This window comes from Chryseobacterium sp. MMO-72 (assembly GCF_037146035.1).
GTDB classification, from domain to species: Bacteria; Bacteroidota; Bacteroidia; order Flavobacteriales; family Weeksellaceae; genus Chryseobacterium; species Chryseobacterium indicum.
Genome location: NZ_JBBCWG010000001.1, coordinates 157,259 through 177,504 on the forward strand (window position 1 = coordinate 157,259; position 20,246 = coordinate 177,504).

At 35.7% G+C, this 20,246-nt stretch carries 17 protein-coding genes; 8 read left to right on the forward strand and 9 right to left on the reverse strand.

The genetic code is table 11. The annotated features are described in order from the left end of the window. Positions 1 to 200: 200 nt before the first annotated feature. From WFH39_RS00695 to WFH39_RS00725, 7 genes are all read right to left on the reverse strand, one after another. Positions 201 to 2,366, reverse strand: a complete 2,166-nt coding sequence (locus WFH39_RS00695; protein ID WP_336688419.1) for a hypothetical protein — start codon at positions 2,364 to 2,366, stop codon at positions 201 to 203. 46 nt (positions 2,367 to 2,412) lie between these two features. After that, positions 2,413 to 2,943, reverse strand: a complete 531-nt coding sequence (locus WFH39_RS00700; RefSeq protein ID WP_336688420.1) for a hypothetical protein — start codon at positions 2,941 to 2,943, stop codon at positions 2,413 to 2,415. A gap of 33 nt (positions 2,944 to 2,976) precedes the next feature. Continuing rightward, positions 2,977 to 4,731, reverse strand: coding sequence for an aspartate--tRNA ligase (aspS, locus tag WFH39_RS00705; protein ID WP_336688421.1), 1,755 nt, complete (start codon positions 4,729 to 4,731; stop codon positions 2,977 to 2,979). A gap of 138 nt (positions 4,732 to 4,869) precedes the next feature. Further along, complete coding sequence (locus tag WFH39_RS00710) at positions 4,870 to 5,301, reverse strand: ankyrin repeat domain-containing protein (protein ID WP_214591029.1); 432 nt, start codon at positions 5,299 to 5,301, stop codon at positions 4,870 to 4,872. Positions 5,302 to 5,358: 57 nt separating this feature from the next. Next, the gene (locus WFH39_RS00715; RefSeq protein WP_336688422.1) at positions 5,359 to 7,539 is read right to left on the reverse strand and encodes a S41 family peptidase; all 2,181 of its coding nucleotides are present in this window, start codon (positions 7,537 to 7,539) and stop codon (positions 5,359 to 5,361) included. A gap of 132 nt (positions 7,540 to 7,671) precedes the next feature. Further along, the gene (locus tag WFH39_RS00720) at positions 7,672 to 7,878 is read right to left on the reverse strand and encodes a helix-turn-helix domain-containing protein (protein ID WP_039365153.1); all 207 of its coding nucleotides are present in this window, start codon (positions 7,876 to 7,878) and stop codon (positions 7,672 to 7,674) included. A gap of 3 nt (positions 7,879 to 7,881) precedes the next feature. After that, the gene (locus tag WFH39_RS00725) at positions 7,882 to 8,478 is read right to left on the reverse strand and encodes a DUF2975 domain-containing protein (protein WP_336688423.1); all 597 of its coding nucleotides are present in this window, start codon (positions 8,476 to 8,478) and stop codon (positions 7,882 to 7,884) included. 203 nt (positions 8,479 to 8,681) lie between these two features. Here WFH39_RS00725 and WFH39_RS00730 point away from each other — a divergent pair, with 203 nt between their 5' ends. Both WFH39_RS00730 and WFH39_RS00735 read left to right on the forward strand, forming a co-directional pair. Continuing rightward, entirely contained in the window at positions 8,682 to 10,076 is a 1,395-nt protein-coding gene (locus tag WFH39_RS00730; protein WP_336688424.1) for an MATE family efflux transporter, read from the forward strand. 187 nt (positions 10,077 to 10,263) lie between these two features. Beyond that, the gene (locus WFH39_RS00735; RefSeq protein ID WP_214591025.1) at positions 10,264 to 10,383 is read left to right on the forward strand and encodes a 30S ribosomal protein THX; all 120 of its coding nucleotides are present in this window, start codon (positions 10,264 to 10,266) and stop codon (positions 10,381 to 10,383) included. A 56-nt stretch (positions 10,384 to 10,439) separates the two neighbouring features. On the opposite strand, the gene WFH39_RS00740 is transcribed toward WFH39_RS00735, so the two are convergent. Both WFH39_RS00740 and WFH39_RS00745 read right to left on the reverse strand, forming a co-directional pair. Beyond that, complete coding sequence (locus WFH39_RS00740; RefSeq protein ID WP_336688425.1) at positions 10,440 to 11,093, reverse strand: DUF937 domain-containing protein; 654 nt, start codon at positions 11,091 to 11,093, stop codon at positions 10,440 to 10,442. A gap of 123 nt (positions 11,094 to 11,216) precedes the next feature. Then, positions 11,217 to 11,726, reverse strand: coding sequence for a DUF2480 family protein (locus tag WFH39_RS00745; RefSeq protein WP_214591023.1), 510 nt, complete (start codon positions 11,724 to 11,726; stop codon positions 11,217 to 11,219). Between the two features lie 78 nt (positions 11,727 to 11,804). Here WFH39_RS00745 and lpxB point away from each other — a divergent pair, with 78 nt between their 5' ends. The 6 genes from lpxB (at position 11,805) to WFH39_RS00775 (ending at position 20,153) form a co-directional block, all read left to right on the forward strand. After that, positions 11,805 to 12,908, forward strand: coding sequence for a lipid-A-disaccharide synthase (gene lpxB, locus WFH39_RS00750; protein ID WP_336688426.1), 1,104 nt, complete (start codon positions 11,805 to 11,807; stop codon positions 12,906 to 12,908). 142 nt (positions 12,909 to 13,050) lie between these two features. Further along, a complete protein-coding gene (locus tag WFH39_RS00755; protein ID WP_336688427.1) occupies positions 13,051 to 14,826 on the forward strand; it encodes a ComEC/Rec2 family competence protein in 1,776 nt (591 codons plus the stop codon). A 142-nt stretch (positions 14,827 to 14,968) separates the two neighbouring features. Continuing rightward, complete coding sequence (locus tag WFH39_RS00760) at positions 14,969 to 15,631, forward strand: succinate dehydrogenase cytochrome b subunit (protein ID WP_235131821.1); 663 nt, start codon at positions 14,969 to 14,971, stop codon at positions 15,629 to 15,631. 15 nt (positions 15,632 to 15,646) lie between these two features. Further along, positions 15,647 to 17,659 (forward strand): fumarate reductase/succinate dehydrogenase flavoprotein subunit, encoded by a 2,013-nt coding sequence (locus tag WFH39_RS00765; RefSeq protein ID WP_336688428.1) that lies wholly within the window; start codon positions 15,647 to 15,649, stop codon positions 17,657 to 17,659. Positions 17,660 to 17,684: 25 nt separating this feature from the next. Further along, positions 17,685 to 18,452 (forward strand): succinate dehydrogenase/fumarate reductase iron-sulfur subunit, encoded by a 768-nt coding sequence (locus WFH39_RS00770; RefSeq protein ID WP_076390676.1) that lies wholly within the window; start codon positions 17,685 to 17,687, stop codon positions 18,450 to 18,452. Between the two features lie 135 nt (positions 18,453 to 18,587). Then, positions 18,588 to 20,153, forward strand: a complete 1,566-nt coding sequence (locus WFH39_RS00775) for a TlpA family protein disulfide reductase (protein WP_336688429.1) — start codon at positions 18,588 to 18,590, stop codon at positions 20,151 to 20,153. Positions 20,154 to 20,246: the final 93 nt, after the last annotated feature.

Genomic DNA, 20,246 nt, shown 5'->3' on the forward strand with positions numbered 1-20,246 from the left:
TTACACCCATTACATCAACATAAAAATCATCCTCATAAACAAGCGGAGAAAAAACCAATAGAGGTCAGAAGAAATTCAGACCTTTTTATTTTTTACAGATCAGCAGTAATGTTGAAGGATCTACGGTTATTCCGTTTTATATTGTTTTTGTTTTCAGTAAGTTCTATAAGGATTTTGTTATATGATGAATATTTGATGGTTTATTTTGAGTTTATTTCTCTATAAAGAAGAACTTTATCAATATAATAGCCATAATTAAATGAAACAATTCTGGAGTGCTCTTCTTTAAGTAGTTTTTTATCTTTTAAATATTTTCTCCATTCCCAAGCGCGGTCGGAAGGCGGGCAAATGTACATTCCTGCAGAATTACAAAGTTTATCAGGATAACCCAGTGTAGTATTTTGTTCCAGTTCTAAAAGTTTAATAACAGCACCAACTTCATTTTCAAGTTCCTGACTGCCAGTGAAAGGTGTCACAATATTGAATTTCAGAATTTCATAAATTTTATCGTAATCTAAACTTTCATCCTGATTTTTATAATCAATTCCTGCAAGATCAAGATAATATTTATAAAGCTCTTTTTCCGTATGCGATTGATAAACGGATAAAAATCCGTCTCTTACTTTTTTATCTTTCCAGTTTTCAATTACAAAAAAACCGAAATCTCTTTCAAATATTGAATATTTGTTATTGTAGCTATTTTCTTTAAAATTTAATTTTTCTAAAATCTGTAATGCTTCAGGAATCTGTGAATACCCCACTTTTGAAAAAAGTTTTAAAATTTTATATTCAAAATCATCACTGTCTTTTGCTGTAACTTTTATTTTTTCAGTCTCATCTTTCAGATCAACTTTTTCACTGTTAAAGTTTCCATCGGATATTTTTTGAGGTGAAATGGGATAGTCAAAACTTTTCAGACACATTTTTTTCGCATTTTCTATTTGAAAAACAATATCAGGATCTTCTGATTTAATTTTATCTAAAAGTTTTATCACATCATCTCCGTTTCCTGTGAATTTAAAAAGATAATAATTAACATTTCCGTTAATGCCAATTCTTCCGTATAATAAAGATTTTTTTAGATACAATTCTAACTGCTTTTCATCATTGAGAATTGTATCCCAGTTTTTCGTATAATAAATGTCTAAAATTCGTGAAACAGATTCTGATAATTTTGGTCTTTTTTCATAAATCAATGACCAATATTCTAATGGAGTGAGATCCTGTAAAGTAAGATGGTCTATTAAATAGTTTTCGTACTCCCTTCTTTCTTTAAAAGAAATCTTCGAACTTAATTTTTCAATATACGTATGAAGATCTTTTGTTCCCTGAAAATCGATATGGTTTTGTCTATAATACAACGTAAGAAGGGATAGCTGGCTAAGAAATCTATAGGGAAACATTGGAATAATAGAATTAGTACTGCTAAGAATGTTTCTTTCCTTTTCTGCACTAATTTCGTTTACTCTTTTAGTGTCGCTTTGCGAAAGCTTAATGAATGTATTTAAAGCAATGGAGTCATTATCATTGGAGAGTTCTTCAAAAAGATTCGCGATATCGTCTATTTGTTTAGATTTCAAAGACTTATTAATGAAACAATGTGATGAATTGTCCCAAACAAAATTTTTGTAGTTTTTTGAGAAATAAATAAGCAAATTAAGGATTGCATTGTTATCAAAATTAGAATCATCAGTATCCCATACTCTGTAATCATTTCTTCCGACAGAACCAATATCTTTATGAATCAGCAATTTTAAAAGCTCCGGAAAATCTTCCTGATCTCTATTGAAAAAGTTGAATTTATCTCTTAAACGATAAAATTCTTCACAAATTTTTACAAGAGATTCGGGATTGTTCTGGCGTATTAAAACATCAATTCCTCTTGCTTTTATCCAATCTTTAGTGATGATTTCAGAGCGTCTTTTAATAAGTTTCTGTAGTTTTGCAATCGGCAGCTCCCGAAATTCTATGAAATCTTTTCTGTCTTTGAGAGGGGTAATATAAAATGTTTCTAATTCTGGAGAATACTTAATTTTGTTTTCGTTCTTTTTAAAGAAATCAGAATAAGTTTCAGAATTTTTTATTTCTTCAAGATTAATTGCCTGCTCAGGAAAAATGAAATTTTCTTCAATAACTCTTTTTGCAAGATAGAATTCTTCAGTTTCATAATAATGATGCCCAAGATATTCCGCCAGTTTTTTTGAGCTGTCAAAATAAGGTGTTAGTTCATAGAGAGCTTTTTTGTCACCTTTCTCAATTCTTAATTTTAGTTTATAAATTTCACTTTCATAATATTGTCCTTCTGCATATTGACAATTGAATAAATGGATAAAAAATAAAAAGAATAGTGGTATTAGTTTTTTCATGACAAAAAGAAATGATTCTTTTATTAACGAGATGTATGTTTAAAAATTATTGAATACTATCAATATTCTTTTTTAAATAATCAAACTTATCCGTGTTGATGTCTCCAATGGTAGATTCTACGCTGTATTGTTTAGAAACAATAATGTATCTGTTCTTTTCATAGCAATGCTTTATAATTTCAACAGAAATCGATTCGTTGTTATCCAGATTAATAATTCCGCTAAAGCTTTCGCACCTGTAACGTCCTTCATCATTTTCGAAATGATCAAAAATACCTTTCATATCCTCCTGACTAAAAAATATGTTTTCAATATCTGCTGAAACAATAGTGTGTTTTCTCAACGTTCTTTTAAAATCATATTCTACAATTTCTTTAGCTACCCCAAAGCAGGTTGAGCTAAATACAAGCAATAATCCTGAAATGTAAGAGAGCTTCATTATTTCTTCATAAGCTTTTTCTTTTACGTTTGGAGGGTAATAAAGTATTTTCTTTATAAATATGATTATGAAATAAACTGCACAGACTATTGCAGAAATATATCCTAAAGTGGCTATTAGAGAAATTAGTGTTTTCATAAAAAAAGCGGAGAAAAATTCCCCGCTTCTAATTTATGATTTTAAATTTAATTTCAGTTCCAGTTCATCGAGCTGTTCATCAGCAATCGAAGAAGGCGCATCGATCATCACATCACGTCCTGAGTTATTTTTAGGGAAAGCGATATAATCTCTGATGACCTCATTTCCGTCCAGAATTGCTACCAAACGGTCAAACCCGAAAGCTAATCCACCGTGAGGCGGCGCTCCGTATTTGAAGGCATTCATTAAGAAACCAAACTGTGCTTCTGCTTCTTCTTTTGAAAATCCTAAAAGATCGAACATTTTAGACTGAAGATCTTTATCGAAAATTCTGATGGAACCTCCGCCGATTTCATTTCCGTTCAATACCATATCGTAAGCGTTTGCTCTGGCTTTTCCCGGATCTGTTTCCAGCAAATGAATATCTTCCGGTTTTGGAGACGTGAAAGGGTGGTGCATCGCGTGATAACGTCCGCTTTCTTCATCAAATTCCAAAAGAGGAAAATCAACCACCCAAAGTGGTGCGAATTCGTTTCCTTTTCTTAATCCCAAACGGTTTCCAAGCTCCATTCTTAAAGCCGAAAGCTGAGTTCTTACCTTATTTTCGTTTCCGGAAAGAATCAACATCAAGTCTCCTTCTTTAGCTCCGAATTTTTCAATGATTTTTGCCAAATCTTCCTCGCTGTAGAATTTATTTACCGAAGAAGTTTTTACGCCGTCATTCTGGAATTTAATCCAAACCATTCCCGAAGCTCCGATCTGTGGTCTTTTTACCCAATCCACAAGTTCGTCGATCTGTTTTCTTGTATAATCTGCACAACCTTCAACATTGATTCCGACAACCAGTTCTGCATCGTCAAATATTTTGAAATCTTTGCCTTTTACTAAATCATTCAGTTCCACGAATTCCATTCCGAAACGGATGTCCGGTTTGTCGTTTCCGTATTTCTGCATCGCATCAGCAAATGTCATTCTTGGGAAATCTCCGAATTCCTGACCTGTAATATCTTTCAATAAAGTTTTCGTCATTCCTTCGAAAACATTCATAACATCTTCCTGCTCTACGAAAGCCATTTCGCAGTCGATTTGTGTAAATTCCGGCTGTCTGTCGGCTCTCAAATCCTCGTCACGGAAACATTTTACGATCTGGAAATACTTATCCATTCCACCGACCATCAATAACTGTTTGAAAGTCTGCGGAGACTGTGGTAATGCATAAAATTGTCCCGGATTCATTCTGCTCGGAACCACGAAATCTCTCGCTCCTTCCGGAGTGGATTTAATTAAAACCGGAGTTTCAACTTCGATAAATCCGTTGTCTGAAAGATAGTTTCTTACTTTCTGCGCCATTTTGTGACGGAAAATCAATTTGTCTTTTACAGGATTTCTTCTGATATCAAGGTAACGGTATTTCATTCTCAATTCTTCGCCACCGTCCGTTTCGTCTTCAATGGTGAAAGGTGGAAGCTGAGATTCATTAAGAACTGTTAATTTCTCTACTAAAATTTCAATTTCTCCTGTCGGAATATTAGGGTTTTTGCTTACTCTTTCGATAACTTTTCCGGTAACCTGAATCACAAATTCACGTCCCAGTTTTTTAGCATTTTCCATCAGTTCTGCCGTAGAACGGTCCTGATCGAAAACAAGCTGCGTAATTCCGTAACGATCCCGAAGATCTATCCAAATCATAAATCCTTTATCACGGATAGTCTGTACCCATCCTGAAAGTGTAACTTCTTCATTAAGATTTTTAAGAGATAATTCTCCGTTTGTGTGCGATCGAAACATAATTATTTGTTTAAAGTTCAATGTTTAAGGCTCAGATCCGAACCTTGAATTTTCCGTTGGCAAAGATAAGATTTTTGCAGGTTTTAAAAACAAAAAAACTTCCCGAAGGAAGTTTTAAATTATTTATCTCTAAAAAAATTAAAGAACCATTGCCATTGCAGACTGTTTATTTTTAACAGCGTAGTCTTTTGCCGTTTTGCCTTTGCTGTCTTTTGCCTCTTTTTTAGCCCCGAATTTCATCAGCATTTTTGCGGCATCCATATTTCCGGAAGCTGCTGCGCTCATTAGAGGAGTAACATCGCTGCAGGATTTATTTACGTCAGTTTTACTCACCAGATAATTGAAGACATTTTTTTTGTTTTCTTTTACACTCAAAGAAAGCAGATCGGTCTTTGTACCATTTACGGTATAGCATTTTGAAAAATCTTCCTGACTGAAAGCTTTCTGGAAACTTTCCAGATTATCGGTGCGGAAGGTTTTCAGCTGGTCTGCTGATAATTCCTGTGCAAATAATCCGTTGGCAAAAACAGAAAGTCCGAATAGCAAAGTTGCTGTAATTATTTTTTTCATAAAACTTGATTTATCTAAAGAATATACAAAGCTAAATAAAATTTTCGATCAGTGTTGCTAATTATTAATCCATTTTGTTGCTTTTTCCAAAACTTCGTCCTTATTGTTTTTTATTCCGTCTATTGTAGGTTTTACTTCTACATCGGGAACGATTCCTATTCTCTGGGTTTCTTTTCCGTCGGGATAATAAATGCCGATTCCGCTGATCATGGTGGAAATATTACCAGGAAGTTTTATATCCGAAACATTTCCATCAGCTCCCGCCGTTGTAGAACCGAAAACTTTTGCATTTGGTGCGGTTCTGAAAGCCATGGTATGATATTCCGCACTGCTTTGCGTGGTTTCATTAATTAAAATGGCAATTTTACCCTGATAATATTTTTTTCCCGTTCCCTGAGTTTTTAAGCTTGGTGTAAAAGTGAAAAGTCCCGGCTGACTGTTGCTTGTATTCGTGAATTTTACGAAATCCGAGGATTCTGGTTTTAGCAGTTTTCCCATTTTAAAAACCACAAAATCTGAAGGATAGCTTCTGAAATCGATAACCAAACCTTTCGTGTTTTTAATTTTTTCAAAAACTTCAGGAAGAAGATCGGCATTTACACTTCCCATATAAACATAAGCAATGTTGCCATCGAGCATTTTAAAAAACTCTTTCGGCTCTTTTTTTATTTTAATGTCTGAATAAGCATAGGTTTTTATAGTTTTTTCTTCCGTTTTTCCGTCTCTTAAAATGGTAAGATTGATGGTTTCTGCATTGCTTCGCAACAATTTTCTCGAAATGTCCCGAAGTTGAGTAGGATAATTGGAAGCAGGAAGATATTTCAGCATATTTTTAATGATGTTGTCCATATTTTCACCATTAATTTCCGTGATGACATCTCCCTTTTTCAATCCGGTCTGTGTTCCTAAATTTTCGTCATAAAAGCCTTCAACCACAGGTTTATTTTCTGCAAAAGTTAATTTTACCGGAGAATACCTTTCGCCAAAATATTTTTCAAGCGATTTGCTGTTTCCCCAAATGTTGGCATGAGTGTCGTGAATTCTTCCGATCAGTTCCAGAGAAGCGAGATTGTATTCCGTTTCGTCTTTTGTGTTGATGAATTTTGGGATAAATTCTTTGAGCACGCCTTTCCAGTCTTCCTCGATGAGGTTTTTGTAAGGAAAATAATACTGAATTATGTTCCAGTATCTGTAAAGAGAAAGCAGCCTGAAACCTTCATCGGGATACTTCATCTCTCTGTAAGGATTTTCATGCCTGAAATCAGGATTGTCTACATTCGGAAAGAAATCGACGTAATAATTGACTTTTGGTCTTTTAGCATCTTTCAGTTGTAAAAGCACCTCTGTAAGTTCTTTCGAGAAACCGGAACTGGTGATCCAGTCGAGATCCGGTTTCATCTTCACATTTTTAGGCTCAGAATTTTTTGCTGTCTGAAATTTGCCTAAACCTTTGATCCAGTCTGTTAAAATCTGATCTCTCTGTTCAGAAGAAGCATTTTCAAGCTTATGATAAATTCTGAAAAGTTCGTAATCCCAGTTGTAATTTCCTTCTGCTACGCCTGGATGATAATATTTCAGATACCCCCAGATTAGGCATAGTTTTTTAAGGTTTTCAATATTATTTTGGTCGAGGTTGATATTGGAAATCGTAGAACCCTTATCAAATTCTTTATCAAGCTCAACCTTCGTTAATTTTTTTTCGAAAATTTTAGCATGATCAATGTCTTTTCCGTCGATGGAAACTTTTAAGTTGTCTACCCAGATTTTTCCTTTTCCTGAAAGCAATGCTCCTATAACAATTTGCTGTGTGTTTTCCGGAGACATATTGAGGGTAACCTCATATTTTTTCCAGTCGTTTGTGCCTTTCAGACCCACGTTTTGCATATTGTTAAAAGCAACTTCAGGATCAATTCTCATCCATAATCCTGCAAATCCATCCGTTACATTTTCTGTTTTGAGATATCCGGAAAGCGTAATTTTTCTTCCTGCATAATTGTTGGGAAGGGTGTACATGATTGCTCTGAAGCCTTCTGTACCTTCAGATTCTATCACTGCAGATGCCTTTCCCTGCTGTTTTTCATTAAAATCGGAAAATACTTTTGCAGAATTATTTCCCATTAATTTCCATAATGCAGGAGAATTGTTTTCCGAGGTTTCAAAATCGAGATTTTCAATTTTTTGCTGGGCAAAAGAAGTCATTCCCCATAGAAGAAATGGGACGATGAAATATTTTTTCATAGTGATTAAATTTTTTGTCAAATCTAAAAAGTCAGATCTGATATTATTGTGAGTGAATAATGGTTTTAAGGAAGTTTGTGAGGTTTGGGAATACTTTTAACGGATTTTTTAGTTTTAAAATCTTAAAGAATATTAATCTTTTACATATTCCAGGATGTCTCCGGGTTGGCAATCCAGTGCTTTGCAGATGGCTTCCAGTGTTGAAAGCTTTACGGCTTTGGCTTTTCCGGTTTTAAGAATGGAAAGATTAGCCTGAGTAATGCCAATTTTTTCGGCAAGTTCCTGAGACTGCATTTTCCTTTTCGCCAACATGACGTCTACGTTGATGATTATTGGCATAAATTAAATTGTTAAATCTGCTTGTTCCTGAAGTTCTAACCCTTTTTTGAAAAATTCTACAATGAATAATATTAAGGCTCCGAAAAATAAGAATATTACAACAGAATACATAACCGCAAAGAAACTTTTTACCGTAAAAGGAACGATAGCCAATGTAACAGCTGTATAAATAATATTAAGCCAGCCGAACCTTTTCAGCCAAAGTAAAGCATCGGCATTGAATACATTTTCTTTGCTGATTTCTCGTAAAAATTTATAACTGATTAAAAAAAGCAGGGTTATAAAAATTTCGTTGAAAACATTGCTTAACACATTTCCCGGATTAAACAGTCCTGTAAGAAGATTCTGTTCGGTGAAAGGAATAAAGAACTTAAATTTCATCAGATATTCCATTGGTTGTCTCCATTCATTTGTAGACCAGCCTACATCGGTTCCGATGATAAAAAAGTCTGAAAGAATATTATTTGCTGTCTTGAAATTATAAAAAGAAACAGCAAAACCAATGGTAATGTAAATAAGCTGAAGAGCAAAAAAAGCTGCCAGAAATAAAAGCAGATAGCTGATGTATTGTGAAAGAGAATTTTTACCGATGATTTTCATGGTTATTCATTTTTATTATTGCAAATATATAATTATTTATTGTTTTACGATAATTATTTATTGAAATTTTTATTTTTATTTTTCTGAGTTGATAAATGCGCTTCGACTGATCTGTTCAGAATCTTTTTCAGAAAACTTTTCATAAGCCAAGTTATAATCATTTTTGAATCTATATTTTTGCGGAATATAAAACCGAATCAACAATGTCAAAATATTTCAATTTTCTGAAGAAAGCTTTAAGCGGTGAAGAAGTAGATTACACCAAAGCAACGATAAGAAGTGCGGTTCTTCTTCTCGCCATTCCCATGATGCTGGAAATGGCAATGGAATCTGTATTCGCATTGGTGGATCTGTATTTTGTAGGTCATCTTAAAGAAAGTGGGTTTGCAATACAGACAGTGGGATTAACAGAATCTGTACTTTCCGTGATGTATTCCATCGCAATCGGGATGAGTATGGCGGCAACAGCGATGGTAGCAAGAAGAGTGGGAGAAAAAAATCCCGAACAGGCTTCCAGAAGTGCAGCGCAGGTTTTGTTGGTCTCTTTTGTTATTACTTTTCTATTGAGTCTGCTTGGAGTGATCTACGCTGAGGAAATTTTAATTCTGATGGGTTCAAAGCCCGAAGCAGCAGCATACGGAAAAGAATTCACAAGAATTATGATGGGAAGCAGCGTCATCATCATACTTTTATTCTTAATCAACGGAATTTTTCGCGGCGCAGGAAATGCTGCCATCGCAATGAAATCTCTCTGGATCGCTAATATTGCGAATATAATTTTATGTCCGCTTTTAATCAAAGGTTTTGGTCCGGTTCCGGCAATGGGATTAACGGGAGCGGCTTTGGCTACTACGATCGGCAGAAGTATTGGAGTGATCTATCAATTGTATCATCTTTTGATTGCAGATACGCAGATCAGAATTCAGTCAAAATATTTTAAACCCGATGTTGAAATCATTAAATCCGTGATAAAAATTGCAACTCCCGGAATTTTTCAGTTTGTAATTGCTTCCTGCAGTTGGATTTTTCTGGCTCAGCTGGTCGCAACAACCGGCGGAGAAAACGCTTCCGCAGGGTATCAGACAGCTTTACGTTTAATGATGTTCTTTTTGCTTCCGGCTTGGGGATTAAGCAACGCCGCATCGACGTTAGTCGGACAAAATATGGGAGCCAACGAAATGTTGAGAGCAGAACAGTCCGTTATGAAAACTGTAAAGTATAATGTGATCTTTATGGTAACCGTAAGTATTATTTTCTTTTTTATGGGAGATTTTTTAGTCGGATTTTTCACCAACGAACCTGAAATTAAAACTATTGCTACCAATGCTTTGCATATTATGGCGGTAGGATTTATTTTCTACGGAATAGGAATGGTGATGATTAATGCTTTTAACGGAGCTGGAGATACCTGGACTCCGACTTGGGTAAATTTGTGCGGATTCTGGCTGTTCCAGATTCCTTTAGCCTATTTTCTATCGAAATATTTCGGAATGGGACCGAAAGGGGTCTTTATATCTATTCCCGTAACCGAAACTTTAATTACTATTGTTGCTTTTATTTTGTTTAAAAATGGAAAATGGAAAACGGTAAAAGTGTAAAAGTATGGATGATGGAAGATTGGAGCTAAAGGTTTTTTAACAAAGATAGATTTACGCTTTAATATAATCTTCCAACACCTTTCTCTCGGCTTCCCGCTACAGAATTATAAAAATTTTAACAGCTTCAATCTTTTATTTTTAAAGGGTATTTTTTAATTTCGTCATCAATCAACTAAAATTTATTTCTATGGGAAAAGGAGACAAAAAATCTAGAAGAGGTAAGATCAACAATGGAAGCTATGGAAAAAGAAGACCGAGAAAAGCTTCAAAAACAGTTGTTGCCTCAGAAGAAAAAGCTAAAAATTAAAATAAAAAGACCGGAGAACAATAATCTCCGGTCTTTTTTATGATAACAAAATTAAATTATTTTCCGAAAAATCCGCCAAGGATATCTCCCAAACCGCCTCCGCCTTGCTGCTTCTGCTGATTGCCTCCTCCAAGAACACTTCCCAGAATGTCATTTAAAGGATTTCCGGACTGAGAATTTCCGCCGCCTAAAACGCTTCCTAAAATATCATTCAATGGATTAGACTGCTGTTGCTGTGCCTGATTGGATGCATTCCCAAGAATTCCCCCCAAAAGATCACCTAAACCTCCTGCTCCTACATTGTTCTGCTGCTTTTCTCTGCCGATGTAGCCCATAATTACCGGAGCCAGCATGGCTAAAACAGGACCCACTTTGTCAATGGAAATTCCTGTATTCTGTGAAAGCTGGTTTTCTACATTCGATTTATCTCCACCAAAAATATGGCTTAATATGGAACCTCCTTCAGCCTGTCTCGCATCTGCCTGAGAAACATCATCCAGAATGCTTCCGTCATGATCTTTATCCAGAGCATTGTTCAACGCTTCAGCTTCTTTTGCATCCTGAGATTTGTTTTTAAGGTAAGAAATAATTAATGGTGCAGCGACTGCCAGTAAAGCAATAACCTGCGTTTTGCTGATCCCGAATTTGTTTTCAGCCTGTTCGGCAACCTGGTTGCCGGTGTTCCCTGTAAGTAGGTCGATTAAACTCATAGTTTGTGTTTATTTTATTATTAAGTAAACCAAAGTTATCAAAAAATATTCCCCAAAGATTTTTTTTAATTAAAATTTGAGATTAATTTTTATAATTTGTTTTAAGTTGTTGATTATTAGAGTTTAATTTTTTAAAATCGGAACATTGGAACACGCTTCCCCAAACATCAGCGACTTCACAATCGGTTGCAGCTGTTCAACCAGTTCGATGTAGGCGTTTTCAGGAATTTCTTTATCTGAACATCCTTTTACCAGCACTCTTTTTCCGCGCATTTCATCAAAATCATGACTCTGAATAGCGTTGTGCATCAGAATAACTTCCAGATCTTCACGGTTTCCGAAAACTATTTTTTTGGTTACCCCTGTAAGCTTTGCCGTGATTAAAAAATACGCCCAAAGCGGAACGATCGCATCCGCAGAATTGTATACATATACATACGCATCACGATATTCTTCAACATCAATGGCTGCCACTTTTTCGCGGAAGTCTTTTTCCTTTAAGATCATTTCCATGAAAAGAAAATCTTTAAGATCAATTCCTTTTCTGGCTCCTTTCGGAACAAGATCCGTAAGATCAAAATTGATTAAACCGCTTTCCGCAACTTTATTCCGTATTTCAAATTCTTCTGACATTTTTTATCATTATCTTTGAACAAATTTACAAATTAAGATCGTACAACGTCTTATTTGTTCTCTATTCTGATTATAGAAATGAAATATTACATTATCGCAGGAGAGGCTTCCGGAGATTTGCATGGAAGCAATTTAATGAAGGCTTTAAAGCAGAAAGATCCCCATTCGGAATTCAGATTCTGGGGTGGAGATTTAATGGCGAAACAGGGCGGAACTTTGGTGAAGCACTATCGTGATTTAGCTTTCATGGGATTTCTTGAAGTAGCCAGAAATCTTCGGACGATTCTCAATAATATTAAATTCTGCAAGGAAGACATCCGAAATAACAGACCGGATGTTTTAATTCTGGTGGATTATCCCGGATTCAATTTAAGGATTGCAAAATTTGCCAAAGAATTAGGCATTAAAGTCGTTTACTATATTTCTCCACAGCTTTGGGCATGGAAAGAGGGGAGAGTAGAGATCATTAAAAAATATGTGGATGAAATGATGGTCATTCTTCCTTTTGAAGAAGATTTTTACAAAAAACACGGGGTACATTCGCATTTTGTAGGTCATCCTTTGTTGGATGCGATTTCAACGCTTCAAAATATTCACGTTGAAGATTTTAAAAAGGAAAATAATTTAAACGAAAAAGAGATTATTGCGCTTTTGCCTGGTTCCAGAAAACAGGAAGTGGAAAAAATGCTGGAAATGATGCTTTCTGTAAGACCTTACTTTAAAGAATATCAGTTCGTTATTGCAGGAGCGCCGAGTTTGCCTAAAGAATTTTATCAGAATTATGTAGACGAAAATGTGCATTTTGTTTCAAATAAAACGTATGATTTGCTGAGGTGCTCGAAAGCAGCTTTGGTAACATCGGGAACAGCCACGTTAGAAACTGCTTTACTGAATGTTCCGGAAGTGGTTTGCTACCGTGGAAGCAAAATTTCTTATGCAATTGCGAAAAGACTCGTTAAAAACATCAAATATATTTCTCTGGTGAATTTAATTATGGATCGTGAAGTTGTTAAAGAACTGATTCAGAATGACCTTAACACGAAGAATCTGGTGGAAGAACTGAAAAAGATTTTAGAAACTGATAAAAGAATACCGCTTTTAAGAGATTACGATTTGCTGAGAGAAAAGCTAGGCGGAAAAGGAGCCAGTGAAAATGCGGCTGATGTTATTTTAAAGGTTTAAAAAATCAAACAAACCATAAAAAATCGTAGAAAATTTTTCTGCGATTTTTCTTTTATATCATGAATTAAGGTCAAAATTTAAGATTTTAAAATTTTGATTTGCTGATTGTTATTCAATTAAATATTTTTGAGAAGCACAAATTTTGAAATTGAATCAACAGCCGATTTTAATTCTTGCCATCTTGTTTATTTTGGGTATTTTTGTTCAGGACTTTTTTTCTCTGGATCAAAATTTTGTTTACTTCATTATCATTATTTGTGCTTTCATTTTAGCCATCACTTTTCTTAAAAATTACTACCTCCATAAGGCGAAACCTTATTTTCTCGGTTTTATGTTTTTTGGGATCGGAATCATTCTGCATTTTTTCAATGCTTTTGCTTCCGGAAATGTTTCGGTTTCTAAAAATAAAACCATTATTTTTAAAATAGCTAAAAAACTGAATTCCAGTGATAAAAATCGGAAGTATGAAGGCGTGATACAAGCCGGAAAGCAAACTTTCAATGCTGTTATTTACATCCCGAAAAGCGAAAAGGAACTTGATTTCTTACATTATTATCAGGCTCAGGCTTACATTTCAAAGCCGAAGCCGCCACAATATGATTTTCAGTTTAATTATTCGAAATATCTTTTAAGGAAAAATATTGAATACCAGTGTTATATCAATGATGAAATTGCGGAAGCGGAAAGAAAAGATTTAAGCTTCACGGAGAAATTTTCTCAGAAAAGACTGGAAGTTTTGCAAAGAATAGACGAAGCCGGAATGTCTTCAAAGTCGAAAGAATTTTTAAAAGGAATTATTCTTGCCGACCGAACGGAAATGGATGGGCAGACGATTCAGGATTTTAACCGTTCCGGATTGGTGCATTTTCTTGCCATTTCAGGAACACATATTGTCGTAATTTTCGGATTGTTTTATCTTTTATTAATTAAAATTTTACCATTAAAATTCAGAAAATACGCAATAATTTCCAGTTTAATTTTTATATGGTTATTTATTGTTTTTATCGGATTCGGAAGTTCTGTTGTGCGTTCAGGTTTAATGCTGAGTATTTATTTTGTTTACGTTTTGCTTCAAAGGAAACCCGATCTGCTGCATTCACTTTCTCTGTCAGCTTTTATTATTTTAATATTTGATACTCAGCAGCTTTTTGATGTCGGTTTTCAGTTGAGCTTTTGTGCGGTTCTGGGAATTTACTGGCTGAATCAGCCGATTTTAAATTATTTTCCGATACAGGATAACTGGTTGAAAAAGTTAATTTTTAATACAATTTCGATTTCCGTTTCTGCCCAGTTGGCAACGCTTCCTCTGGTTCTGTACTATTTTCATCAGTTTTCGTTTATTTCAATTGCTGCGAACTTTTTTATTGTTCCCTTTTCTGAAGTAATTATTGTTTTTTCATTTTTAATGACCGTTTTCATTGCTTTAAATCTTGATTTTAATCTGATGAATGTTGCGTATGATTTTGTTATTAATATTTTGCTTACAATCATTCATTGGTTTGCAGATTTCGATCTGTTGTTCCATGAAAATATACCGATGAATGTTGTTGAAGTTTTTGCTTTATTTCTAATCGTTTATTTTCTGAGATTTTTCATTTTAAAACCAAAACTGAAAAACCTGACAATAGTATTGATGACAGTTTTTATTTTTTACGTTTTAAGAACAGGTTGTAATTTTTATGAAAGTCGGCGTGATGAAATTTTGTTCCATGATTTTTCTAAAGCGAGAATGATATCGGTAAAAAAGGGAAGCAAAGCCTGTTTCTGGATTGAAGAAGCTTCCGACAAAAGAAAAATTATTCAGTTTGTGATTAATCCTTACTGCTCTGCAAGACGCATCCGTAATTACCAGATTAAAACCTTCCCGAAATATGTAACAAAAGTAATTTATAATGGCAAAATTTATAACTTTAATTAATCATTACATTTTGTGTTTTTCCTTTATTTATAATATTTTAAGTCTTATTTAGAAAGATTACAAACTGGGTTTTTGTGAGATTTCTCACTTTTTGATGTTGTTAACATTTCTTAATTTTGTGGAAAATCAAATTTAAACTTATATGGCAGGTTTAACGAGTTCTACGATAGGTAGAAAATATGCTATGGCATTATCAGCTCTGTTTTTGCTGATTTTTCTTATACTGCATTTGACGACCAATTTGTTATCAGTCCTAAACCGTGATGCATTCAATACCGCATCAGATTTCATGGGCTATAATCCTTTTGTGCAGTTCTTAATGCAGCCTATTCTTGGTTTTGCAGTCTTTTTCCATTTCATTATGGGATTTGTTCTTGAAATTAAGAATAACAAAGCACGTCCTGTGAAGTATGAGGCAAACAATGCTTCTGCAAATTCTTCATGGATGTCCAGAAATATGATTATTTCCGGATCTGTAGTGTTGGCTTTTTTAGCGCTTCACTTTTATGATTTCTGGTTACACGAAATCAACTACAAGTATGTTCAGGGAATTGCTCCTGATGCTGAACGTTTCTGGCCGGAACTTCACGAGAAGTTTGCAGATATCTGGAGAGTGGCTTTGTATGTAATCTCTTTCGTTTTATTAGGATTACACCTGGCTCACGGATTCCAGTCTTCATTCCAGTCAATCGGGGCAAGACATCCAAAATATACGCCGGTAATTAAGGCTTTCGGAAAATGGTATTCTATCCTGATTCCTGCAGGTTTTATCTTTATCGCAATTTTTCACTTTGTAACTCAATAATATCAATATACTAATATGAGTAAATTAGATTCAAAAATTCCAGCGGGTCCTCTTAAGGATAAATGGAAAAATCATAAAGACCATATGAACCTTGTTGCACCAAACAACAGAGACAAGATTGATATTATTGTTGTAGGTACAGGTTTGGCAGGTGGTTCTGCAGCAGCTACTTTAGCTGAGCAGGGATATAACGTAAAAGCATTCTGCTATCAGGATTCTCCGAGAAGAGCGCACTCTATTGCAGCTCAGGGAGGTATCAACGCAGCTAAAAACTATCAGGGAGACGGTGACTCTACCTACAGATTGTTCTATGATACCATTAAAGGGGGAGACTACAGAGCAAGAGAGGCAAACGTTTACAGATTGGCTGAAGTTTCTGCAAATATCATCGACCAGTGCGTTGCTCAGGGAGTTCCTTTCGGACGTGAGTACGGCGGTCAGTTAGATAACCGTTCATTTGGCGGGGTTCAGGTAAAGAGAACATTCTACGCAAAAGGACAGACAGGTCAACAGTTATTATTAGGTGCTTATTCTGCAATGAGCCGTCAGATCGGTAAAGGCAGAATTAAAATGTACAACCGTCATGAAATGATGGATCTTGTGATCGTAGACGGAAAAGCAAGAGGAATCATCGCAAGAAATCTTGTAACAGGGGAAATCGAAAGACATTCTGCACACGCAGTGGTTATTGCTTCGGGAGGATACGGAAACGTATATTTCCTTTCTACAAACGCAATGGGTTCAAATGTTTCTGCAGCATGGAAGATTCACAAAAAAGGAGCGTATTTCGCAAACCCTTGCTACGTACAGATTCACCCGACGTGTATTCCGGTTCACGGAACACAGCAGTCTAAGCTTACTTTGATGTCTGAATCTTTAAGAAACTCCGGAAGAATCTGGGTTCCTAAAAAGATTGAAGATGCAGAAGCGATTAGAGCAGGAAAATTAAGACCTGAAAACATCAAAGAAGAAGACAGAGATTATTATCTGGAAAGAAGATATCCTGCATTCGGTAACCTTGTTCCTAGAGACGTAGCTTCAAGAGCAGCTAAGGAAAGATGTGATGCCGGATACGGAATCGAAAATAACGATACTCAGGAAGGAGTTTACCTTGATTTCTCTACAGAGATCATGAAAAAAGGTAGAGAAGCCGCTATTGAGAAACACATCAGCAATCCTACGGATCAGCAGATTTATGATTTGGGTAAAAAGTGGGTTGAGGAGAAATACGGTAACCTTTTCGTAATGTACGAAAAAATTACAGCAGACGATCCTTACAAAACTCCGATGAAGATTTATCCTGCGGTTCACTATACCATGGGGGGAGTTTGGGTAGATTACAACTTACAGTCTACTATTCCGGGATGTTTCGTTATCGGGGAAGCAAACTTCTCAGATCACGGAGCCAACAGATTGGGAGCTTCTGCTTTGATGCAGGGACTTGCAGACGGATACTTCGTACTTCCTTACACTATTGCAGATTATCTTTCAGCAGATATCAGAACAGGAGCTATTCCTACAGATTCTTCTGCTTTTACAGAGGCTGAAAAGGGGATTAAAGAGAAAATTGATTTCTTCTTAAATAATAATGGAACCCATTCGGTAGATTATTTCCACAAGCAGTTAGGAAACATTATGTGGAATAAAGTAGGAATGGGAAGAACGCCAGAAGGTTTAGGAGAAGCCATCAGAGAAATTGAAGAAGTAAGAAACAATTTCTGGAAAGATGTAAAAGTTCCGGGAGATAACGACGGAATGAATACAGAGCTTGAAAAAGCGTTCAGAGTTGCCGATTTCTTAGAACTTGGACAGTTAATGGCTATCGATGCATTGCACAGAAACGAATCTTGTGGAGGACATTTCCGTGAAGACCACTCAACTCCGGACGGAGAGGCTGAAAGAGATGACGAAAATTACAAATATGTAGGAGCTTGGGAATATCAGGGAAGCGATATCAACGCGGAAGTGTTGCATAAAGAAGAACTGATCTACGACAACATCGAAGTTAAAACAAGAAGTTACAAATAATCTCCAATCTTTTAAATATAACATTATGAGTGCAAAAAAAGGCTTACATCTTACGCTGAAAATTTGGAGACAAAAAAATAATAAATCTAAAGGTCAGTTTGAGACTTATAAAATATCGGATGTTTCTACAGATTCTTCATTTCTGGAGATGTTGGACATCCTTAACGAGAGTTTAATTAACGAAGGAAAAGAGCCTGTAGCTTTCGATCACGACTGTCGTGAAGGAATCTGCGGAATGTGTTCCCTTTATATCAACGGCAGAGCGCATGGTCCGGATACAGGAATTACAACCTGCCAGCTTCACATGAGAATGTTCAAAGACGGTGAAACCATCGTTATCGAACCTTGGAGAAGTGCTGCTTTCCCGGTTATTAAAGACTTAATGGTAGACAGAAGCGCATTCGACAGAGTAATGGCTGCAGGTGGTTTCATTTCGGTGAACACTTCAGGAAATACTCTGGACGCCAATGCAATTCCGGTTCCTAAAGAAGATGCTGACAAAGCAATGGACGCTGCAGCTTGTATCGGATGCGGAGCTTGTGTAGCTACCTGTAAAAACGGATCTGCAATGCTTTTCGTTGGAGCTAAAGTTTCTCAGTACGCACTTTTACCGCAGGGTAGAGTAGAAGCGAAGAGAAGAGTGCTGAACATGGTAAAAGCCATGGACGAAGAAGGATTCGGAAACTGTTCAAACACAGGAGCTTGTGAAGTGGAATGTCCGAAAGGGATTTCTCTTGAAAACATTGCAAGAATGAACAGAGAATTCATCACAGCTTTTGCTGACAGAGGATAAAATCTATTGAGATAACATAAAAAATCGTCTCCTCACCGGATGGCGATTTTTTTTAGTTAAATCTTTCATAAAAGTAACATTTAATTGCTTTTAGTTTATTGAAAAAACTATTTTTGCGTAATTATAAAATTCAAAATGAAAAAATATCTTTTATTGTTTATCATCGCGGTTTTTGCGATGTCTTGCTCTAAAAAAGTAGAAGTAAAAGGAAAAATCACGGGAGGTTCTCCGTTGGAGAGAATCGAATTAATAGAAGCTTCGGGAGTAGCTACTTTACCATTAATGAATATCGGAGTTAATAAAGACGGAACTTTCACAGGAAATTTCGACGCTCCGAAAAGCGGAATGTATCTTCTTTCTTACGGAGGAAAAAGAAATTTAATCTATCTTAAAGGAGGTCAGAAACTTGAAATTTCAGGAAATGCAATGACTTTCCCGACTGAATATGTGATTACGGGAGATGCGAAGAATAACAACGATTTCTTTATGGCTACCCAGAAATATCTTGCAACATACGCTCAGACTGTTAATATGAATGAGCTGATGTCTAAGGATGAAAAAACCTTCCTTAAAGGAATGGAAAAAGTTCAGGCAGATATTAACAAAAATATTGATGAAAACGTTAAGAAATTCAGTCCTGACAATGAAGTGGTAACCTGGAAGAAAAATGATCTTTCAACGACGTTACTTACCATCCTGAACCAGTATGAAATGGGTCACAAGCAAATGGGGAATCCTTCATTTAAAGTGACTAAAGCCTTCACGGACTTTGCCGGAAAACTGGAAGAGAACAAAGATGTACTGGTAAAAGAACATCCTTTATACAGAGAATATCTTTTAACCAAAATGAGTCCAGATTTTCAGAAATATGCTCAGGCAAAAACTGCAGGGAAAACAGATGTTACTACTTCAGAACTATTCACAGAATATCTAAAGAAAAACCAGAAAGATCTTTCACAGACCGCTAAAGATTATTTATTAGCATTTGTAATGGCGCAGTCTGATATTCATCCGGGTTCACCTGAGAAAACGGTTGAGAAGATCAAAAAAATTATTGATGAAGATATTAAAGATGCTACCATTAAAGAAGATCTAAAGAAAATTCAGTTTGCCATCAACGGATTCAAAATTGGAGAGCAGGCTCCTGAAGCTTCTCTGGTAAAAGCAGACGGAAAATCTTACAATCTTTCTGAAAATAAAGGAAAACCATACTTATTGGCGTTCTACGCTTCATGGAATCCATACATCGGAGAAGCTACAACTCCTGTATTGAAAGAAGTAGTGAATTTCTACAAATCTAAAATGAACTTTGTTTTTGTAAATGTTGACGATACAAAAGATCAGTTTGTAAAAACAAGCAGCTCTTTATTAAAAGGAATTACAGGAACAAATGTATATGGCGAGAACGGGCTAAATTCTGATATTGCTAAAAAATACGGAGTTTATGCATTTAAGTTACCTTGCTTTATCGTAGTAGACAAAGACGGTAAAATTGCAAGCAAGCCGTTCTTCAACTTAGGAGATCCTGAATTGGTGACCGTTTTAGACAAGCAAACAGGTCTTTCTGCACCAAAGGTAAATCCTAACGTTCAGTTACAACCGGGATTAGGAATGGATCCTGCAGCGGTTGCGGCTCAGCAGGCAGCAGCGCAACAGGCTCCTCAGCAACAGGCAAATCCTCAACCGGCTCAGACGAAATAATTTAAATTGAGTACAGATATAAACCTTATCTTCGGATAAGGTTTTTTTTATTGTATTTTTGCAGACTGAAACGTAAAGTTTCTTTAGGAAAAT

Bases quoted from the DNA above. Each gene is read 5' to 3' on its own strand.
- WFH39_RS00700 (WP_336688420.1), bottom strand. From the start codon at position 2,943: ATGAAAACACTAATTTCTCTAATAGCCACTTTAGGATATATTTCTGCA.
- WFH39_RS00710 (WP_214591029.1), bottom strand. From the start codon at position 5,301: ATGAAAAAAATAATTACAGCAACTTTGCTATTCGGACTTTCTGTTTTT.
- WFH39_RS00775 (WP_336688429.1), top strand. From the start codon at position 18,588: ATGAAAAAATATCTTTTATTGTTTATCATCGCGGTTTTTGCGATGTCT.
- aspS (WP_336688421.1), bottom strand. From the start codon at position 4,731: ATGTTTCGATCGCACACAAACGGAGAATTATCTCTTAAAAATCTTAAT.
- WFH39_RS00720 (WP_039365153.1), bottom strand. From the start codon at position 7,878: ATGCCAATAATCATCAACGTAGACGTCATGTTGGCGAAAAGGAAAATG.
- WFH39_RS00740 (WP_336688425.1), bottom strand. From the start codon at position 11,093: ATGAGTTTAATCGACCTACTTACAGGGAACACCGGCAACCAGGTTGCC.
- WFH39_RS00715 (WP_336688422.1), bottom strand. From the start codon at position 7,539: ATGAAAAAATATTTCATCGTCCCATTTCTTCTATGGGGAATGACTTCT.
- WFH39_RS00765 (WP_336688428.1), top strand. From the start codon at position 15,647: ATGAGTAAATTAGATTCAAAAATTCCAGCGGGTCCTCTTAAGGATAAA.
- WFH39_RS00745 (WP_214591023.1), bottom strand. From the start codon at position 11,726: ATGTCAGAAGAATTTGAAATACGGAATAAAGTTGCGGAAAGCGGTTTA.
- lpxB (WP_336688426.1), top strand. From the start codon at position 11,805: ATGAAATATTACATTATCGCAGGAGAGGCTTCCGGAGATTTGCATGGA.
- WFH39_RS00770 (WP_076390676.1), top strand. From the start codon at position 17,685: ATGAGTGCAAAAAAAGGCTTACATCTTACGCTGAAAATTTGGAGACAA.
- WFH39_RS00730 (WP_336688424.1), top strand. From the start codon at position 8,682: ATGTCAAAATATTTCAATTTTCTGAAGAAAGCTTTAAGCGGTGAAGAA.
- WFH39_RS00735 (WP_214591025.1), top strand. From the start codon at position 10,264: ATGGGAAAAGGAGACAAAAAATCTAGAAGAGGTAAGATCAACAATGGA.
- WFH39_RS00725 (WP_336688423.1), bottom strand. From the start codon at position 8,478: ATGAAAATCATCGGTAAAAATTCTCTTTCACAATACATCAGCTATCTG.
- WFH39_RS00760 (WP_235131821.1), top strand. From the start codon at position 14,969: ATGGCAGGTTTAACGAGTTCTACGATAGGTAGAAAATATGCTATGGCA.
- WFH39_RS00695 (WP_336688419.1), bottom strand. From the start codon at position 2,366: ATGAAAAAACTAATACCACTATTCTTTTTATTTTTTATCCATTTATTC.